Origin of the sequence: Halochromatium salexigens, from assembly GCF_016653295.1 — a bacterium.
Classification (GTDB): Bacteria; Pseudomonadota; Gammaproteobacteria; order Chromatiales; family Chromatiaceae; genus Lamprobacter; species Lamprobacter salexigens.
The window spans coordinates 17,139-34,327 of record NZ_NHSF01000054.1; the positions used below are offsets into that span (position 1 = coordinate 17,139).

The 17,189-nt window shown below is 66.5% G+C and carries 16 protein-coding genes; 14 read left to right on the forward strand and 2 right to left on the reverse strand.

The genetic code is table 11. The annotated features are described in order from the left end of the window. Positions 1 to 48 precede the first annotated feature (48 nt). The 7 genes from thiD (at position 49) to CCR82_RS08310 (ending at position 9,782) form a co-directional block, all read left to right on the forward strand. Positions 49 to 873, forward strand: coding sequence for a bifunctional hydroxymethylpyrimidine kinase/phosphomethylpyrimidine kinase (gene thiD / locus CCR82_RS08280; RefSeq protein WP_201244946.1), 825 nt, complete (start codon positions 49 to 51; stop codon positions 871 to 873). Continuing rightward, entirely contained in the window at positions 873 to 1,820 is a 948-nt protein-coding gene (locus CCR82_RS08285; RefSeq protein ID WP_201244948.1) for a DMT family transporter, read from the forward strand. Before thiD ends, CCR82_RS08285 begins: the two co-directional genes overlap by 1 nt. Before the next feature lie 74 nt (positions 1,821 to 1,894). Then, complete coding sequence (gene smc / locus CCR82_RS08290; RefSeq protein ID WP_201244956.1) at positions 1,895 to 5,509, forward strand: chromosome segregation protein SMC; 3,615 nt, start codon at positions 1,895 to 1,897, stop codon at positions 5,507 to 5,509. A gap of 77 nt (positions 5,510 to 5,586) precedes the next feature. Continuing rightward, positions 5,587 to 6,468 (forward strand): cell division protein ZipA C-terminal FtsZ-binding domain-containing protein, encoded by an 882-nt coding sequence (locus CCR82_RS08295; RefSeq protein WP_201244958.1) that lies wholly within the window; start codon positions 5,587 to 5,589, stop codon positions 6,466 to 6,468. Continuing rightward, entirely contained in the window at positions 6,465 to 8,558 is a 2,094-nt protein-coding gene (gene ligA, locus CCR82_RS08300; RefSeq protein ID WP_201244960.1) for an NAD-dependent DNA ligase LigA, read from the forward strand. Before CCR82_RS08295 ends, ligA begins: the two co-directional genes overlap by 4 nt. 90 nt (positions 8,559 to 8,648) lie before the next feature. Further along, positions 8,649 to 8,933 (forward strand): segregation and condensation protein A, encoded by a 285-nt coding sequence (locus tag CCR82_RS08305; RefSeq protein ID WP_201245264.1) that lies wholly within the window; start codon positions 8,649 to 8,651, stop codon positions 8,931 to 8,933. A 48-nt stretch (positions 8,934 to 8,981) separates the two neighbouring features. Then, positions 8,982 to 9,782 (forward strand): carbonic anhydrase, encoded by an 801-nt coding sequence (locus tag CCR82_RS08310; protein WP_201244962.1) that lies wholly within the window; start codon positions 8,982 to 8,984, stop codon positions 9,780 to 9,782. Between the two features lie 54 nt (positions 9,783 to 9,836). Here CCR82_RS08310 and CCR82_RS08315 read toward each other — a convergent pair whose 3' ends face one another. Continuing rightward, complete coding sequence (locus CCR82_RS08315) at positions 9,837 to 10,688, reverse strand: peptidylprolyl isomerase (protein WP_201244964.1); 852 nt, start codon at positions 10,686 to 10,688, stop codon at positions 9,837 to 9,839. Positions 10,689 to 10,732: 44 nt separating this feature from the next. After that, entirely contained in the window at positions 10,733 to 11,035 is a 303-nt protein-coding gene (locus tag CCR82_RS08320) for a YciI family protein (RefSeq protein ID WP_201244966.1), read from the reverse strand. A 134-nt stretch (positions 11,036 to 11,169) separates the two neighbouring features. Between CCR82_RS08320 and CCR82_RS08325 the strand changes: the two genes are divergently transcribed. Genes CCR82_RS08325 through rluB form a run of 7 tightly spaced genes read left to right on the forward strand, consistent with a single transcriptional unit; the run spans position 11,170 to position 17,179 of the window. Continuing rightward, a complete protein-coding gene (locus tag CCR82_RS08325) occupies positions 11,170 to 12,069 on the forward strand; it encodes a PHP domain-containing protein (RefSeq protein ID WP_201244968.1) in 900 nt (299 codons plus the stop codon). A gap of 17 nt (positions 12,070 to 12,086) precedes the next feature. Then, positions 12,087 to 12,719, forward strand: coding sequence for an L-threonylcarbamoyladenylate synthase (locus tag CCR82_RS08330; RefSeq protein ID WP_201244975.1), 633 nt, complete (start codon positions 12,087 to 12,089; stop codon positions 12,717 to 12,719). 57 nt (positions 12,720 to 12,776) lie between these two features. Then, the gene (locus CCR82_RS08335; RefSeq protein WP_201244976.1) at positions 12,777 to 13,511 is read left to right on the forward strand and encodes a site-2 protease family protein; all 735 of its coding nucleotides are present in this window, start codon (positions 12,777 to 12,779) and stop codon (positions 13,509 to 13,511) included. Between the two features lie 35 nt (positions 13,512 to 13,546). Then, positions 13,547 to 14,764: a tryptophan--tRNA ligase gene (locus CCR82_RS08340; protein WP_201244978.1), complete on the forward strand. Its 1,218-nt coding sequence runs from the start codon at positions 13,547 to 13,549 to the stop codon at positions 14,762 to 14,764. A gap of 30 nt (positions 14,765 to 14,794) precedes the next feature. Continuing rightward, positions 14,795 to 15,649 (forward strand): segregation and condensation protein A, encoded by an 855-nt coding sequence (locus CCR82_RS08345; RefSeq protein ID WP_201244980.1) that lies wholly within the window; start codon positions 14,795 to 14,797, stop codon positions 15,647 to 15,649. Next, complete coding sequence (gene scpB, locus CCR82_RS08350; protein ID WP_201244985.1) at positions 15,646 to 16,263, forward strand: SMC-Scp complex subunit ScpB; 618 nt, start codon at positions 15,646 to 15,648, stop codon at positions 16,261 to 16,263. The genes CCR82_RS08345 and scpB overlap by 4 nt, the downstream gene beginning before the upstream one ends. Further along, entirely contained in the window at positions 16,250 to 17,179 is a 930-nt protein-coding gene (gene rluB, locus CCR82_RS08355; protein WP_201244988.1) for a 23S rRNA pseudouridine(2605) synthase RluB, read from the forward strand. The genes scpB and rluB overlap by 14 nt, the downstream gene beginning before the upstream one ends. The last annotated feature ends 10 nt before the right edge of the window (positions 17,180 to 17,189 follow it).

Here is a 17,189-nt window from a genome sequence, read left to right on the forward strand (position 1 = left end):
CTGTTGCCGGACAATTTTTCCGCCGCTTCGCGGCTCCAAAGCCAACCGATGAGTGCAATCAAGCATGTCCTCGCGATCGCTGGCTCCGACCCCTCCGGCGGCGCCGGTATCCAGGCCGACATCAAGGCGATCTCGGCCAATGGCGCCTATGCGATGGCGGCGATCACGGCACTGACCGCGCAGAACACCTGTGGGGTCCGTGGGGTGCAATTGGTCGCGCCCGCGTTCGTCACAGCGCAGATCGATGCGGTATTCGAGGATATTCGCGTCGATGCGGTGAAGATCGGCATGCTCGGCTCGCCCGAGATCACGCTGGCGGTGGCCGAGGCGCTCACGCGCCATCGCGCACGATGCATCGTGCTCGACCCGGTGATGGTCGCTAAGGGCGGCGATCGACTGCTCTCGGAGGCCGCCATCCGCACCCTGATCGAGCGCTTGCTGCCATTGGCGACCATCCTCACGCCAAACCTGCCGGAAGCGGCGGCGCTGCTCGATGAGCCGGAACCAACCGATCCCCAGGCGATGCCGGCACTCGCCGAGCGGCTGCTGGCACTCGGGCCGCGCGCCGTGCTGCTCAAAGGCGGCCACCTGAGCGGGGCGGCAAGTCCAGATTATCTGGCCACGGCTGACGGAGGCATTTGGCTGGAAGCCGCGCGCATCCCGACCAAGAACACCCACGGCACCGGTTGCACGCTCTCATCGGCACTCGCGGCGCAGCTTGCGATGGGCGCCGAACCGAGAGTCGCGGCGCGCACCGCCAAAGCCTATGTCGCCGGCGCGATCGCGCAGGCTGACGGTCTCGAGGTCGGACAAGGCCAGGGACCGACGCATCATTTCCATGCTCTCTGGAACGGCCTCCAGCGCAGCGGCTGATGGTCAGCGTCGCCAGCCAAGGGGCGCGCCGCGAGGTCGAGCTGGGCATGCTGCTGATGACCCTCGCGATGCTGCTGTTTCCGATCAGCGATGCCTTGGCCAAATTCCTGACCGCGACGCTGACGCCGGTGCAGATCACGGCTGCGCGCTTCCTGTTGCAGTCGCTGGTGTTGCTGCCGGTGCTGCTGATCTACAAAGGCGGTCGCCTGCCGGCGCCCGGTGTCCGCCATCTGGTACTTGGGGCGCTGATCGCGCTGGCGGTGATCTGCCTGTTCTCCGGGCTGCATCATCTGCCGCTCGCCAACAACACCGCGCTCTTCTTCATCGAACCCTTGTTGCTGACCTTGATCTCAGCGCTCGCGTTGCGCGAGTCGGTGAGCCTGCGGCAGTGGATAGCGGTGGTGATCGGTCTGGTGGGCGCGTTGATCGTGCTGCGTCCGAACTGGGCGGCCTATGGTCCGGCGGCGATCTTTCCGGTGGCCGCAGGCGCCTTCTTCGCCGGTTTCCTGGCGCTAACGCGCGTGGTCGGCGGACGCGATGACGCCCTGACGCTGGCGTTCTGGACCGGTGCGGCCGCCGCGTTGGTGCTGGTGCTGATCATGGGGCTCGGCCTGCTCGTCGAGGGGCGGCCGATCGGGCCGCCGAGCCCGCCGGCGCTCGGCCTCTGGCCGCTGTTGCTCGGCGTCGGCGCGATCGCGGCGGCGACCAATGTGCTCACCGCCCTGGCCCTCAGGCGCGCGGGTGCCGGCGTGCTGGCGCCCTTCCAGTATCTGGAGATCCTCAGCGCGACGCTCCTGGGCTGGCTGATCTTCAGCGAGATCCCGGATCGGCTCACCGGCCTCGGCGCCGCGATCATCGTCGGCTCCGGGCTCTATGTCTTCACCCAGCAGGGCCGGCGATCTGATCCGCGCTCCGAGCGGCACCGCAGTCAGAGCCCAGGCCGCTGAGAGCACAGGCGGCCAGCCCGCGGCGTGCCCTCGGCGCGCTTGTGGGCCGCTGAGGCCTCCAGTATCGTTCGCCGATGCGTCTGGAGAAGATCAAGCTCGCCGGTTTCAAATCCTTCGTCGACCCGACGACCGTTCCCTTTCCGAGCAATCGCGTCGGTGTGGTCGGCCCGAACGGCTGCGGCAAATCGAACGTCATCGATGCGGTGCGTTGGGTCATGGGCGAGAGTTCGGCGAAGATGCTGCGCGGGCAGTCGATGGCCGATGTCATCTTCAACGGCAGCAGCTCGCGCAAGCCGGTCGGCCTGGCCCATATCGAGCTGGTCTTCGACAACAGCGATGGTCGCGCCGGCGGCGAGTTCGCGCGTTTCGCGCAGATCGCGGTCAAGCGCCAGGTCTCGCGCGATGGTCAGTCGAGCTATTTTCTGAACGGCGCCCGCTGCCGGCGACGCGATATCCAAGACCTCTTTCTCGGCACTGGCCTCGGGCCGCGCAGCTACGCGATCATCGAGCAGGGCATGATCTCGCGCTTCATCGAGGCCAAGCCCGATGAGCTGCGGCTGTTCATCGAGGAGGCGGCCGGCATCTCCAAGTACAAGGAGCGCCGGCGCGAGACCGAGAACCGGATGCGCCACACGCGCGAGAATCTGGAGCGCCTCCAGGATCTGCGCGATGAAGTCAGCAAACAGTTGCAGCATCTGGAACGGCAAGCCAAGGCCGCCACCCACTATCGGGCGCTGAAAGAAGACGAGCGACGCCTGACCGATGAACGCGACGCCCTGCGCTGGCGCGAGCTGGACCAGGCGCTCGCGCATCAGGATCGGGAGATCGGCGCGGCCGAGACGCGACTGGAGGCCGATCAGGCCGCGCTGCGCCAGCTCGAGGCCGAGATCGAGTCAGCGCGCGCCGAGCACGCCGAGGCCTCCGAGGCCTTCAACGCGGTGCAAGGGCGCTGGTATGCGGTCGGCTCCGAGATCGCGCGTCTGGAACAAGCGCTGCAATTCGCCAGCGAGACCCGGCAGCGCCAGGAGCGCGAGCTAGGCGCGGTGCGGCGCGAGCTGGACGAGGCCAGTGATCAACTGCGGCGCGATCAGCAGCGGCAGACCGAACTCGACGCCGAACTCGAACGCGATACGCCAGTGCTCGAGGAGAGCCGCGAGCGTCTCGACGATCTGCGCGAGCAGCTCGCCGAAGCCGAGGATCAGCTCGACACCTGGCAACAGGCCTGGGATGAGGTCCAACTCGAACTCGCCGGACCTGCGGCCGAGGCCCAGCACGAGCGCTCGACGCTCAATCAGCTCGAACAGCGCTTGGCCCAGGATCGCCAGCGCAGCGCTCGCATCGATGACGAAGACGGGCGTCTTGATACCGCCGAGCTTGAGCAACGCCTCGCCGCGCTCGACGAGCGTTCCGAGGGGCTCGACGAGCGCCTGAGCCTCGCCGCCGATGCCCAGGCACGAGCGGCTGCCGACTTGCGCGAGGCGGAGAGCGCGCGGCGCGAACTGGCGGGGCGCTTGGATGCGGCGCGCACCGAATTGCAGACCACGCGCGGCCGGCTGGCCTCGCTCGAAGCGCTGCAGGATGCGGCGCTGGAGAATCCGGATGCGGCGGTCGCGGCCTGGATCGATCGTTACGATCTCACCCGGGCACCACGCCTGCTGGATCTGATCGAGGTCACGCCCGGCTGGGAGTCGGCGGTCGAGGTGGTCTTGAATCGCGCGCTCGCCGCTGTCTGCGTCGATGAACTGGACGCTCTGGCCGATGCGCTCGACAGCGAAGCGCTGATGTTGGTCGAGCACGCGGCCACTCAAACTGACGGGATCGATGCCGCGCCGGCCGGTTTGGTGGGGCTCGGCGCCCTGGTGCGCGGCCCTGCGGTCTTGACCCACTGGCTGGATCGGGTCGCGGTCGCCGAGAGCCGCGAGCAGGCGCTGGCCAGCCGCTCGCGGCTCGACACCGGTGAGTGCATCGTCACCCGCGATGGCTTCCTGGTCGGCCCGGGCTGGGTGCGCGCGCCGGGCCAAAGCCTGAAGGACGGCGCCGATGTCGGCGGCAGCATCGCGCGCGCCGAGGAGATGCGGGCGCTGCAGGCCGCCGCCGAGGAACTCGACGAGGTGATCGCGGCGTTGGCCGAGGAGCAGGAGGCCCTGGCCGCGCGCCGGGGCGAGCTTGAGCAGGCGCGCGATGAGGCGCACGCGGATCTTGCTCGTTTGAGTCGCGATCGAGCCGCGCTGGATGCCGAGCAAGGCGCCGCGCGCGCGCGCCTGAACCATCTGCGCGAGCGCCGCGCGGCGCTCGCCGAGGAGCAGGCCGAGCTGCAGGCGCGCCACGCCGAAATCGAGGACGCCATGGCGCAGGGGCGCGAGTGCCTGCATGCGGCCTTGGAGCAGACGGAACAGCTCACCGATCGCCGCGACGCCCTGGCCGCCGAGCGTGAGTCGCGACGCTCGGCGGTGACCGAGCTGCGTGGCGAGGAGACGCACTGGCGCGACCAGGTGCAGCGCCTGGAGGTTGCGACCGAGCGTCAACACGCCTCGCGAGCCGCGCTGCTGGCGAACCTGGAGCGCGCGGGCGAGCGCCTGGCCAGTCTCGAGGCGCGCCGTGACGAGCTGGCCGAGGCCTTGCACGAGGCCGCCGAGCCGGCCCTCGAGCAGCAGGAACGTCTGGACGAGCAGCTCGAACAGCGCGTGCAGGTCGAGCAGGCGCTGAACCAGAGCCGCACGCGCATGGAGGCGATCGACACGCGCATCCGCGCCGCCGAGCAGCGCCGTCACGGACTCGAGCAGGCGCTGAACAACGCGCGCCAGGCGCTCGACGCGGCGCGCTTGCAGCGCCAGGAACTGCTGGTGCGGCGCCAGACCGTCGAGGAACAACTGCGCGCGCGTGAGACCTCGGCGCAGGCGGTGTTGGCGGCGATGGACGCAGGGGCGATGGACGCAGACGTGCTGGATCTAGACGCCATGAACCCGACCGCCCGCACAAATGCTGAGCCCGCCAGTGCCGAGTCCGCTGGCGCCGACCAACTGGCGCGCTGCGAGTCCGAGCTGGAAGCGGTCAAGGCGCGCATCGCGCGGCTCGGCAACATCAATCTGGCCGCGATCGACGAGTTCCAGGAGCAATCCGAGCGCATGCGCTATCTCGAGGCGCAGCATGCCGATATCAGCAGCGCGCTGGAGACGCTCGAAGCGGCGATCCGCAAGATCGATCGCGAGACCCGCAGCCGCTTCAAGGAGACCTTCGATCGCATCAACAGCGGTCTGCAGGAGCTGTTCCCACGCGTGTTCGGCGGCGGCCATGCCTCGCTCGAACTCACCGGCGAGGATCTGCTCGACACCGGCGTCTCGATCATGGCGCGCCCACCGGGTAAGCGTAACGCCACTATCCACATGCTCTCCGGCGGCGAGAAGGCGCTCACCGCCGTGGCGCTGGTGTTTGCGATCTTTCAGCTCAATCCGGCCCCGTTTTGCATGCTCGACGAGGTCGATGCGCCGCTCGATGACGCCAATGTCGGGCGTTTCTGCGAGCTGGTGCGCTCGATGTCGGATCAGATCCAGTTCATCTTCATCACCCATAATAAGGTGACCATGGAACTGGCCGATCAATTGCTCGGGATCACCATGCACGAGCCGGGCGTCTCGCGCCTGGTTTCGGTCGATGTCGAACAGGCCGCGCGCATGGTCGCGGCCTCCTGAGGCTTGGCTGGGGTCGCTGCATAATTGCATCCCAGGCGCTGATATACTGCAGCTAATCCTCCAGCGGATGCAGACCCATGGATGCTTCGACTCTAAGATTGATCCTGATCGTCCTCGGCGCCTTGCTGCTCGGCGCCCTCTATCTCTGGGAGCGGCGGCGCATCGCGCGCGGCGATGATCCGTACACGCCTCCCACCGAGCGCGCGCCGAGCACGCGGCACCGTCGCGAGCCGAACGTCGGCGGGCGCTTCGAGGCCGATGCGCAAGCCTCGGGCGCTGCGTTCGATGTCGACGCCGAACCCAATGCGCGCCGGCGTGGGCGTTTCGATCTGGCACGCGCCAAGATCGATGACGTCGATGTGGATGACGAGGACGACGCACCGCGTCGCAATCCCGATCGATCCGGCTCGGGCTCGAAGACGGCTGGGCGGCGGCAATCCGCCGCGCGTGAGCAAGACGCCTCGACGGCTGCCTCTGAGCCCGAGCAGACGCTGCTCGTGCAGTTGTTCGTCTTCGCACGCGAGCAGGCTTTCGATGGCTTGGCGATCCAGACCGCTGCCGAGCGCCAGCATCTGGTACCCGGCGAGATGGACATCTATCACCGGCGCAACCTCGATGGCAGCGGGGAGCGCGCGCACTTCAGCCTGGCGAATCTGGTCAAGCCCGGCACCTTTCCGTTCGACGCGATGGAAGACTTCAGCTCGCCGGGGCTTGCGCTGTTCACCCAATTCGAAGGCCTGCCGAGCGACCTGATGGTCTACGATGAGCTGGTGCGCACGGCCCGCGCGCTCGCCGACGAACTCGGCGGTGAGCTACGGTTGCAGGATCGGCGACCCTTCGATGACGCGGCCTGGGAGGCCCTGCGCAACGAGCTGCTCGAGCTGATCAACGCGCGCGCCGATGCCCTGGCGCGTGGTGCCGAGCCGAGCGACGCCAATGCGCCAGCGTCTCGCTCATGAGCGCGCCGGCGCCCGAGCGGGAGCAAGCCGAGCACCTGCGGCGCGCGCTGGAGCATCACAATCACCGCTATTACGTCCTCGATGACCCGGAGATCCCGGATGCCGAGTACGACCGCCTGCTGCGCGAGCTGCAGGCTTTGGAGGCACGCTACCCGGAGCTGGTGACGCCGGACTCGCCGACGCAACGGGTGGGGGCTGAGCCGCTGGCGAGCTTTGCCGAGGTCGAGCATCGATTGCCGATGCTGTCGCTCTCGAACGCGCTCGATGAGCACGAGCTGCGGGAGTTCGATCGTCGGGTGCGTGAGGGGCTCGGGACTGATCAGGTGCGCTACTCTGCCGAGCCCAAGCTCGATGGGCTCGCCATCAGTCTGTGCTACGAGGATGGTGTCTTGGTGCAGGCGGCGACGCGCGGCGATGGCCATCGCGGCGAGGAGGTCACCGCGCAGGTGCGAACCATTCAGTCGGTCCCGTTGCGCCTGCGCGAGTTGGAGCGGGAAGATCGCTGGCCAGCGCTGTTGGAGGTGCGCGGCGAGGTCTTCTTGACCTATGAGCGATTTGCGGCCATCAATGCGCGTGCCCAACGCGAGGGCGGCAAGGTCTTCGCCAATCCGCGCAATGCTGCCGCCGGCAGTCTGCGCCAGCTCGATCCGCGCGTGACCGCCGCGCGCGGCCTGAGCCTGTTCTGTTATGGCCTGGGCGCGATCGGGGGTGCGCCCTGGTCCGAGAGTCACAGCGACAGCCTCGCGCGCATCGCGCGTTGGGGGCTACCGGTTTCGCCCGAGCAGCGCAGCGTCGAGGGGATCGAGGGGTGCATCGCCTATCTCACGGCGATCGGCGAGCGCCGGGAACGACTCGCCTACGCGATCGATGGCGTGGTCTACAAGGTCGATGCGTTCGCACAGCAGCGCGTGCTGACCGAACAGGCCGAGAAACGCCGCAAGGGCGCGGAAAACCGCAATCCAGCCTGGGCGATCGCCTACAAATTCCCGGCCCAGGAAGAACTCACCACCGTCGAGGCGGTCGCCTTCCAGGTCGGGCGCACCGGGGCGCTGACACCGGTCGCGCGCTTGGCGCCGGTCTCGATCGCGGGGGCGATGGTCGCCAACGCAACCCTGCACAACATGGACGAGATCCAGCGCAAGGATGTGCGCGTGGGCGACACCGTCTATGTACGCCGCGCCGGGGATGTGATCCCGGAGGTGGTGCGAGTGCTGCCGGAGCGCCGGCCGAGCGACACGGTGCCGGTGCGGTTGCCGGCGCACTGTCCGGTCTGCGGCTCGGATGTGCTGCGTGTCGAGGGCGAGGCGGTCGCACGCTGCACCGGCGGGCTGTTCTGCGCCGCCCAACGCAAGGAGGCGATCAAGCATTTTGCCTCGCGCCGAGCGATGGATATCGAGGGGCTTGGCGACAAGTTGGTCGAGCAGTTGGTCGATCGCGGTCTGGTCGCCGACCCGGCCGACCTCTACGGCTTGACCCTGGAGCAGCTCAGTGGGCTCGAGCGCATGGGCGAGAAATCGGCCGCGAATCTGCTCGCCGTGCTCGATCAGAGCCGCCACACGACCCTGGCGCGCTTCATCCATGCGCTCGGGATTCGCGAGGTCGGCGAGACGACGGCGCGCGCCCTGGCCGAGCATTTCCGCGATCTCGATGCCTTGATCGAGGCGCCAGAGGCGGCGCTGCTGCTGATCGAAGGCATCGGCCCGGTGGTCGCGGCGCAGATCCAGGCTTTCTTCGCGCAGCCGCATAATCGCGAGGTCATCGCCAAGCTGCGCGCGCCGGCGCTCGGTGCCATCACCTGGGAGCGGCCGGTAGAGCCCGAGGATGCGCGCGAAGGCGGCGCGGCGGGCGCGGTGACCAGCCACCCACTCGCGGGCAAGACGGTGGTGATCACCGGCACCCTGGATCGCCCGCGCGACGCGATCAAGGCACAGCTCGAGGCGCTGGGCGCCAAGGTCACCACAAGCCTGTCGAAGAAGACCGACTGGCTGATCGCGGGCGCCGAACCGGGCGATAAAAAGCTCATCAAGGCCAAAGAATTGGGAGTGGAGATCATCGGCGGTGAGCGGCTCGCCGACTTGATGGGGGCATGAGGCGCAAGCACTCGACAGCGGGTGGCTGAATTCGGCTCGATGCGTCCCGATCTCTGCACGATCACTGAAACGACGATGGGATGATTGATGATGTCTGAATTGAGCAAAGAGCAGCAGATCCTGGTCGCGATGCGCAAGACGCTGGCCGCCGTGGTCAAGGATGTGACACCGCCACCGGGTATGAAACATCCGCTCTCCGAGAGCACGATCGGCGATGTGCGCGCCTGTTTGTCGTTGATCGCGGCGCGCGAAAAGGAGCTGGCGGATAGCGAGGGCCGTGGTGGCGACCGTCCCTACTATGCCGATCAGCCGCAATCCGCGCAGGTGGTCCCGATTGCCGGCATTCGGCGTACCGATAAGCCGGGCGGTGCCTGAGGCGCCTGGGCTCCAAGCGGCTTAAGTCCAGCGTTGAAGGAGGTTGAAATGCAGCTCTATGGGTTCAGTCAAGCCTTAGTGATGATGCTGCTGCTGTCCACGAATGCCCACGCCTGGCAGCCCCGATTGTCCGATATGAAGACAGCGGCGCCTGATTGGTCTTATACCGGCGAGCGGGGACCGAGCCACTGGGGCGAGTTGCACGCTTCCTACGAACGTTGCCGTGCCGGGCGCTTGCAGTCACCGGTACCGATCGAAAGCGCGGCAGCGCTGTTTCAGCCCTGTATGCCACTTCGGTTTCGCTACCGGAGTACAGCCTTACACTTGGTCAATGACGGTAATGCGCTGCGGCTTGGTTATGACCGTGGCAGTCATCTTGTGATCGATGGCCTCAGCTACGAACTGGTGGAGCTGCGTTTTCATATCCCCGGCGAGCACACGCTCGATGGGCACACCCCTGATGGGGAGATTGAGTTCATCCACGGCAATAACCGTGGCGATATCGCCATCATGTCAGTGCTGATCGAGGCCGGCAATCGGGTCAACCAAACCTTGCGGCGCATCCTGGAGCATGCACCCACGGCGGCCGGCCAGCAGGCTTACGGTCGTCACATCGGCGTCAACGCCATGTTGCTGCTTCCGCCACGGCGCTCGTATTTTCGCTACCAAGGCTCACTGACACGGCCACCCTGCGAGGAGGGCGTTCACCGCTACGTATTGGATACGCCGCTCAAGATCGCAAGCGCCGATCTGGCTAGGTTGGCCCAGATCGTTGGTGCGAACGCACGCCCATTACAGCCGCTCGGAGAACGCCGGGTGGAGCGGTTTTGTTCAACGCCAGTCGATTAGCGTAACGCTGGTCGAGCAGCGTTACGCCAATCCAATCTCCCGCGCGCTCCGTGCTTACTCGGCGTTGGCGTCTTCCTTGACCTTGACCACGTCTTCGTTCAATTCGACCTCGGCATCATTGCGCAGCTTGGTGAGCGCCTCGGCGACCTTCTGCTGTCGCAGCGCTGCTTCGAGTCGAGGTTTGGCTTGCTCGAACGACGGCGGCTCGGCGATCCGGGTCTCTTCGAGCTTGATCACATGCCAGCCGAACTGGGTCTGCACCGGTTGCTGGGAGTAGGTGCCCGGCTCCATCTCGGCGACAGCGTCGGCAAACGGCTTGACCATGCGCCGCGCATCGAACCAGCCGAGATCGCCACCTTTCTCGGCGGTTGGGCCGAGTGAATGTTCCTCGGCCAGCTCCGCGAAGCCCTCGCCATCTGCGGCGTTGAGCTGTTCGATCAGCGCCTGCGCCTTGTCCTTGTCATCAAGCAGGATGTGGCGTGCGTTGTACTCGGTCTGTTGCGATTGTTCGACGAGTTGATCATAGGCTTGCTTGAGTTCGGCCTCGTTCGGATCAATCTCCGCGCCGATATTTTGCAAGGCCGCCGCAGAGAGCACCATCATACGCTGGAGAGCCAACGCCGTCTGTACCTCCTCGTTCTCGCTCAGGTTGCGCTTCTCTCCCTCCTGGGAGGCCACCACCATATTCATGAATTCGTTGAACGCTTGCTCTTGCAATTGCGGGCTGTTCTGGCTGTCGCGTTGCTGTAGCAGCTCACCGTAGTAGGCGCGGAACAGCTCGAGTTCATAGGGCTGACCATTGACGGTGGCGATCAGCGTGTCGTCGCTGTCCTGGGCCTCTTGGGCACAGGCGGGCGAGACCAGGGCCACGGCTAGTAGCGGCGCGGTGATAAAGCGATGTCTCATACGAGTTTTCCTTCTTGACGGTTTGATGATGGTGCATGCCTGGCTCAAGCAGGCAGAACCTTGATAAAGGGTTTGACCTGGACCTCGGCATAGACGCCCGCGAGGACATAGGGATCGGCATCGGCCCACGCCTGGGCGGCTTGCAGGTCGCTGAACTCGGCCACCACCAGCGAGCCGGTGAAGCCGGCCTCGCCGGGCTCCGAGGTATCGATCGCCGGATGTGGGCCGGCGAGGATCAACCGACCCGCGTCTTGGAGCTGGCGCAGGCGCTCGAGATGTGCCGGGCGCGTCGCACGGCGTTGCGACAGGCTCTCGGGCCGATCGCGGCTGATGATGGCATAGAGCATCAGCGGATGTCTCCAGTGGTTGCAGGTGAGGGCGGCGAGTGAGGTAGAACACCTGCCCGATCAAGAGCAGGATCGTCGGCCCCATCATACCGAACGAAAACATCGATGAGTCGTTCATCGGTTAGAATGGGCCGATGATCAAGACGCCCGACCTGCACACGCATTCCACCGCCTCCGATGGCACCCTGACGCCACGCGCACTGATGGCCCGCGCTGCCGCGCAGGGCGTCGAGGTGCTGGCCCTGACCGACCACGATACCTTGGCCGGGATCGACGAGGCCGCCGAGGCCGCGCAGGCGCTGGGGTTGACCCTGGTGCCTGGGGTCGAGATCTCGGTGACCTGGAACGCGCGCACCATCCATGTCGTCGGGTTGGATGTCGACCCGCATTGCGCGAGCCTGCGCGCCGGGCTGAGCGGCTTGCGGGCGTACCGCGAAGAGCGGGCGGTCGAGATCGCGCAGCGTTTGGCGCAGGCCGGCTGGCCTGGGGCACTCGAGGGCGCGCGCGCTTACGCCGCGGGCGAACTCGTTGGTCGCACCCATTTCGCCCGCTTCCTGGTGCAGCGCGGCGCGGCTCGGGATGTGCGCGCCGTGTTCAAACACTTTCTCGTCAAAGGCAAGCCGGGCTATGTGGCTGGACGCTGGACAACGCTGGAGGAGGCGGTCGACTGGATTCGCGCCGCCGGCGGTCAGGCGGTGATGGCGCACCCGGCCCGCTATGGGCTCACGCGCTCGAAGATGAAACGCCTGCTCGATGACTTTCGCGCCTGTGGTGGGCGCGGCATCGAAGTGGTCTCCGGGAGTCACAGTCGGGATGACGCGTTCACCTTCGCCCGCTGGGCGCGCGAGTTGGGACTGCTGGCCTCGGCCGGCTCCGACTATCATGGCCCCGAGAGCCCCTGGGTCGAACTCGGCCAGTTGCCGTCCCTGCCCGAGGGCAGTCGAGCGATCTGGAGTCAGCCGGGCTTCGCCGGCATCCGGCCATCGCCGCTCGAGCCGAGCGCGCGGCCGGGCTTGCGCCTTGCTACGGCCTGAGTCGCCGCTGTTCGCCGATGGCCCGCTCACATCAATTCCTCGCGATCCACCCGCAAGACCCGCAGGCGCGGCTGATTCAGCGCGCGGCGGCGGTGTTCGCCTCCGGCGGCGTGGTGGTCTATCCGACCGATTCCTCCTATGCGCTCGGCTGTCAGCTCGGCGACAAAGCGGCGCTGGATCGCATTCGGCTGATCCGGCGCGTCGACGACAAGCACCATTTCACCCTGGTCTGTCGGGATCTGTCGGAGATCGCCACCTATGCGCGCCTCGACAATCAGGGCTATCGTCAGCTCAAGTCGTTGACGCCCGGACCCTATACCTTCATCTTCCAGGCCACCAAGCAGGTGCCGCGTCGGTTGCTGCACCCCAAGCGCCGCGCCATCGGCATCCGCGTGCCGGGCACGCCGATCACTCGGGCCTTGCTCGCGGAGCTGGATCAGCCGATCCTGAGCACCACCCTGATCCTGCCCGGCGACGAGGAGCCGATGGATGATGTGCTCGAGATGCGCGAGACCATCGGCCATTGTGTCGAACTGATTATCGATGGCGGTCCCTGCGGCAACCAACCGACCACGGTCGTCGATATGACCCAGGACCCGCCCGTCGTCGTGCGCGAAGGCAAGGGCGACACCACGGTCTTTCAGCAATAGCCTCCCAACCTTGATCCCGGCCGCCTTCGGCCTTCGCCTGCATTCGCTGCCCATCTCATGGAATCTGTCTCTCAAACCCTGTTGCTGATCTTGCTGATCGCGGTGCCGGTGCTGTTCGCGATCACCGTGCACGAGGCCGCGCATGGGTGGGTCGCCCATCGTCGCGGCGATCCGACCGCCGCCCTGCTAGGGCGCGTCACCTTCAACCCGATCAAGCACATCGACCCGGTCGGCACCCTCATCGTGCCGCTGGTCATCTTTTTCAGCTCCAAGACCCTGCTCGGGGTGCCATTCCTGTTCGGCTGGGCCAAGCCGGTGCCGGTGAACTGGCGTCTGCTGCACAATCCACGCTGGGATATGGCGCTGGTCGCCGTCGCCGGGCCTGGCGTCAATCTGCTGATGGCGATCGGCTGGGGCCTGGCCTTGCAAGGGATGGCTTGGCTGCTGATCGGGTTGGACGGTCGCATCGACATTCCGAGCGCCTTGCTGTATTTCTACGTCGAACTCTGCGTGATCGGCGTGCTGATCAATCTGTTCCTGATGGCGCTGAACCTGATCCCGGTGCTGCCACTCGATGGCGGGCGCGTGCTCAGCGCATTTTTGCCGCGCACGCTGGCACGTGGCTTTGCGCGCTTGGAGCCCTATGGGCTGTTGATCCTGGTCGCGCTCCTGTTGCTGCCGAATGGACAGCCGCCCGGCATGCTCGGCGCGATCCTGCGCCCGGCGGTCGATGGTGCTTTGTTTATGATCCCCGGTTCCGACCTGGTCCGTGATCGTTTTCCGCAACCGTGATCGCTCACTCTCTGATTAACGAAGGCCCGAAGCCGTTGACTTCCGTTCCGAACCAAACCCATCGCGTCCTCTCCGGCATGCGCCCGACGGGCAAGCTCCATCTCGGCCACTATCATGGTGTGCTGAAGAACTGGATCGCGCTCCAGCATGAGTACGAGTGCTTCTTCTTCGTCGCCGATTGGCATGCGCTGACCACCGACTACGAAGATCCGTCCCAGATCCCACAGGCCAGCTTCGACATGGTGGTCGACTGGCTCGCCTCGGGCATCAGCGCCGGCGCGGCGACCCTGTTCATCCAGTCGCGGGTGCCGGAGCATGCCGAGTTGCATCTGCTGCTGTCGATGATCACGCCGCTGGGCTGGCTCGAGCGCGTGCCGAGCTACAAGGATCAGCAGGAGAAGCTCAAGGAAAAGGATCTCGCCACCTACGGCTTCCTCGGTTATCCGCTGCTGCAGAGCGCCGATATCCTCATCTACAAGGCCGGCGCGGTGCCGGTCGGCGAGGATCAGGTCGCGCATGTCGAGATGACCCGCGAGATTGCGCGCCGCTTCAATCACATCTATGGCCGCGAGCCGGACTTCGAGGCCCAGGCCGAGCAGGCCAAGCGCAAGATGGGCAAGAAGAACGCGAAGATGTTCGATCAGCTCAAGCGCCGCTATCAGGAGCAGGGCGATCAGGAGGCACTCGATGTCGCCCGCGCGCTGCTCGAGAGCCAGGCCAACATCACCATCGGCGATCGCGAGCGGCTGCTCGGCTACCTCGAGGGCGGTGGCCGGGTGATCCTGCCCGAGCCCGCGCCGTTGCTGACCAAGGCCGCCAAGATGCCGGGGCTCGATGGGCAGAAGATGTCCAAGTCCTACGGCAACACCATCGCGCTGCGCGATGATCCGAGCGCGGTCGAGCAAAAGTTGCGCACCATGCCGACTGATCCAGCGCGCGTGCGCCGCACCGATCCGGGCAATCCCGAGGTCTGCCCGGTCTGGCAATTCCACCAAGTCTACTCGGAGACCGAGGTCAAGGACTGGGTGCAGCAAGGCTGTCGCAGCGCCGGCATCGGTTGTGTCGAGTGCAAGCAGCCCGTCATCGACGCCGTGCGCAAGGAGCTGGAGCCGATCCAGGCCGAGGCGAAACGGCTCGAGGCCGAGCCGGATCTGGTGCGCTCGTTCATCAACGAAGGCTGCGAACGCGCCCGCGACACGGCGCGCGAGACCATGGAGGATGTCCGCCACGTGATGTCGCTGCGCCAGGGCTGAGCGGCGCCACGCCCGCGCGCGAATCAGACCATGGCACTGCCAGCCCCCGAGACCGAGCCCTCAGCCGCGTCTTCGGCCTCGGAGGCTGGAGTCGGCGTCCAAGCACATCTCGCCCTGGTGCGTGGCGAGCCGCTGCTGAAGCTGCCGGAAGACCTCTATATCCCCCCAGATGCGCTCGAGATCTTCCTCGACACCTTCGAGGGGCCGCTGGATCTGCTGCTCTACCTGATCCGACGCCAGAATCTCGACATCCTCGATATCCCGATCATCGAGATCACCAATCAGTACATGGAGTACGTGGAGCTGATGAAGGAGGTGCGGCTCGAACTGGCCGCCGAGTATCTGGTGATGGCCGCGATGCTGTGCGAGATCAAGTCGCGCATGCTGTTGCCGCGAACCGACGACGATAACGAGGATGACGAGGACCCGCGCGCCGAGCTGGTGCGCCGCCTGGCCGAATACGAGCAGTTCAAACAAGCCGCGCAAGACCTCGAGGCCTTGCCACGGCTGGAACGCGATCGTTTCGCGGTCCAGGCAACGGTGCCGCCGGGGGCGATTCGGCGCCTTCCGCCCGCAGTCGAACTCGATGAGTTGCTGGCGGCCTTGCAGGGCGTCTTGGCGCGCGCCGATCTGTTCACCAGCCATCAGATCGAGCGCGAATCGCTGTCGTTGCGCGAGCGCATGTCAGCGGTGTTGGAGCGCATCAGTGGCGCCGAGCTGGTGCCCTTCAGCGAGCTGTTCGATATTACTGAGGGCCGCGCGGGTGTCGTGGTCAGCTTCCTGGCGGTGCTGGAACTGTTGAAGGCGGCGACGCTGGAGCTGATCCAGGTCGAACCCTTCGCGCCGATTCGGTTGCGCCGGCGCGGCCTTGGCGAGGCGACATGAGTGATTCGCAAGCGCGGGTGCCCGAGGTCACACAGGTGGTCGAAGGGGCGTTGTTGGCCTACGGCGAGCCGCTGTCGATCGAGCGCATCCAGGGCCTCTACGAAGATCACGAGCGCCCGAGCCGCGAGGCGGTGCTGACCGCGCTGGAGGCACTGCGCGAGGCGTATCAGGGGCGCGGGATCGAGGTGGTCGAGGTCGCCAGCGGGTGGCGGGTGCAAGTGCGCGCCGAGGTCGCTCCCTGGGTCGGGCGGCTGTGGCAAGAGAGGCCGACGCGCTATTCGCGCGCGCTGCTCGAAACCCTGGCTCTGATCGCCTACCGCCAGCCGATCACTCGTGGCGAGATCGAGCAGATCCGTGGCGTCGCGGTGAGCACGCCGATCATCAAGACCCTGACCGAGCGCGACTGGGTGCGGGTGGTTGGTCATCGCGATGTGCCTGGTCGTCCCGCGCTCTATGCCACGACCCGGCGCTTTCTCGACTATTTCGGGCTGCGCTCGCTCAACCAGTTGCCGCCCTTGACCGAGATCCGCGATGCCCGCTTTTTCGAGCAGGCGCTGGAAACACCACCAGAACCGTCCCACCACCACGGAGACCAGCAAGATGAAGGACGCTAATCGGCGCCGCCCCTCACCGAGTGGCCCACCAGCGGAGCCCGAGGAGCCGGTGCGGCTGCAGAAGGTGCTCGCCGAGGCGGGGCTTGGCTCGCGGCGCGAGATCGAGGGCTGGATTCGCGAGGGCCGGGTGCGCGTGAATGGTCAACCGGCCAAGCTCGGCGATCGCGTGCAGCCGAGCGATCGCATCCAGGTCGATGGCAACGAGGTGCGCCGGCGCGCAGCGAGCCGCCACCGGCTGCGCGTGCTCGCCTATCACAAGCCCGAGGGCGAGGTGGTCACGCGGCGCGATCCCGACGGGCGGCCGACCATCTTTCGTCGTCTGCCGGGAATCCGCGAGGGACGCTGGATCGCGGTCGGCCGGCTCGATCTCAATACCGCCGGCCTGTTGCTGGTGACCAATCATGGCGAGCTGGCCAATCGGCTGATGCATCCATCGCGGGCGCTCGAGCGCGAATACGCGGTGCGGGTGCGTGGCGAGGTCTCGGATCAGTTGCTGGCGCAGTTGGTCAATGGGGTGGAGTTGGAGGATGGTCCAGCTCGGTTCGAGGAGATCGTGCCGTCCGGCGGCTCGGAGAGCCATCAGTGGTTCCATGTGCTCATCGTCGAGGGCCGCAATCGCGAGGTGCGAAGGCTCTGGGAGGCGGTGGGCTGCACGGTCAGCCGGCTCAAGCGGGTGCGTTATGGCAATGTGATCCTCGGCGCGCGGCCGACGCCGGGGCAGTGGCGGGAAGTCGTCGGCGAAGAACTCGAAGGCTTGCTCAGGCTGGCTGACCTCGCTCCAACCGCGTCCGGCGGCCCGGCACGCACCGAACGGGCCCGAAGCGAACGCCATCGGCCTGGATTCAAGCCGGCTGAGGCATCCACGGGCCGCCGTGCCGGGCCAAGAACATCGCATGGGCGCGGTAAATCGCGATGAAGGCGGTCGT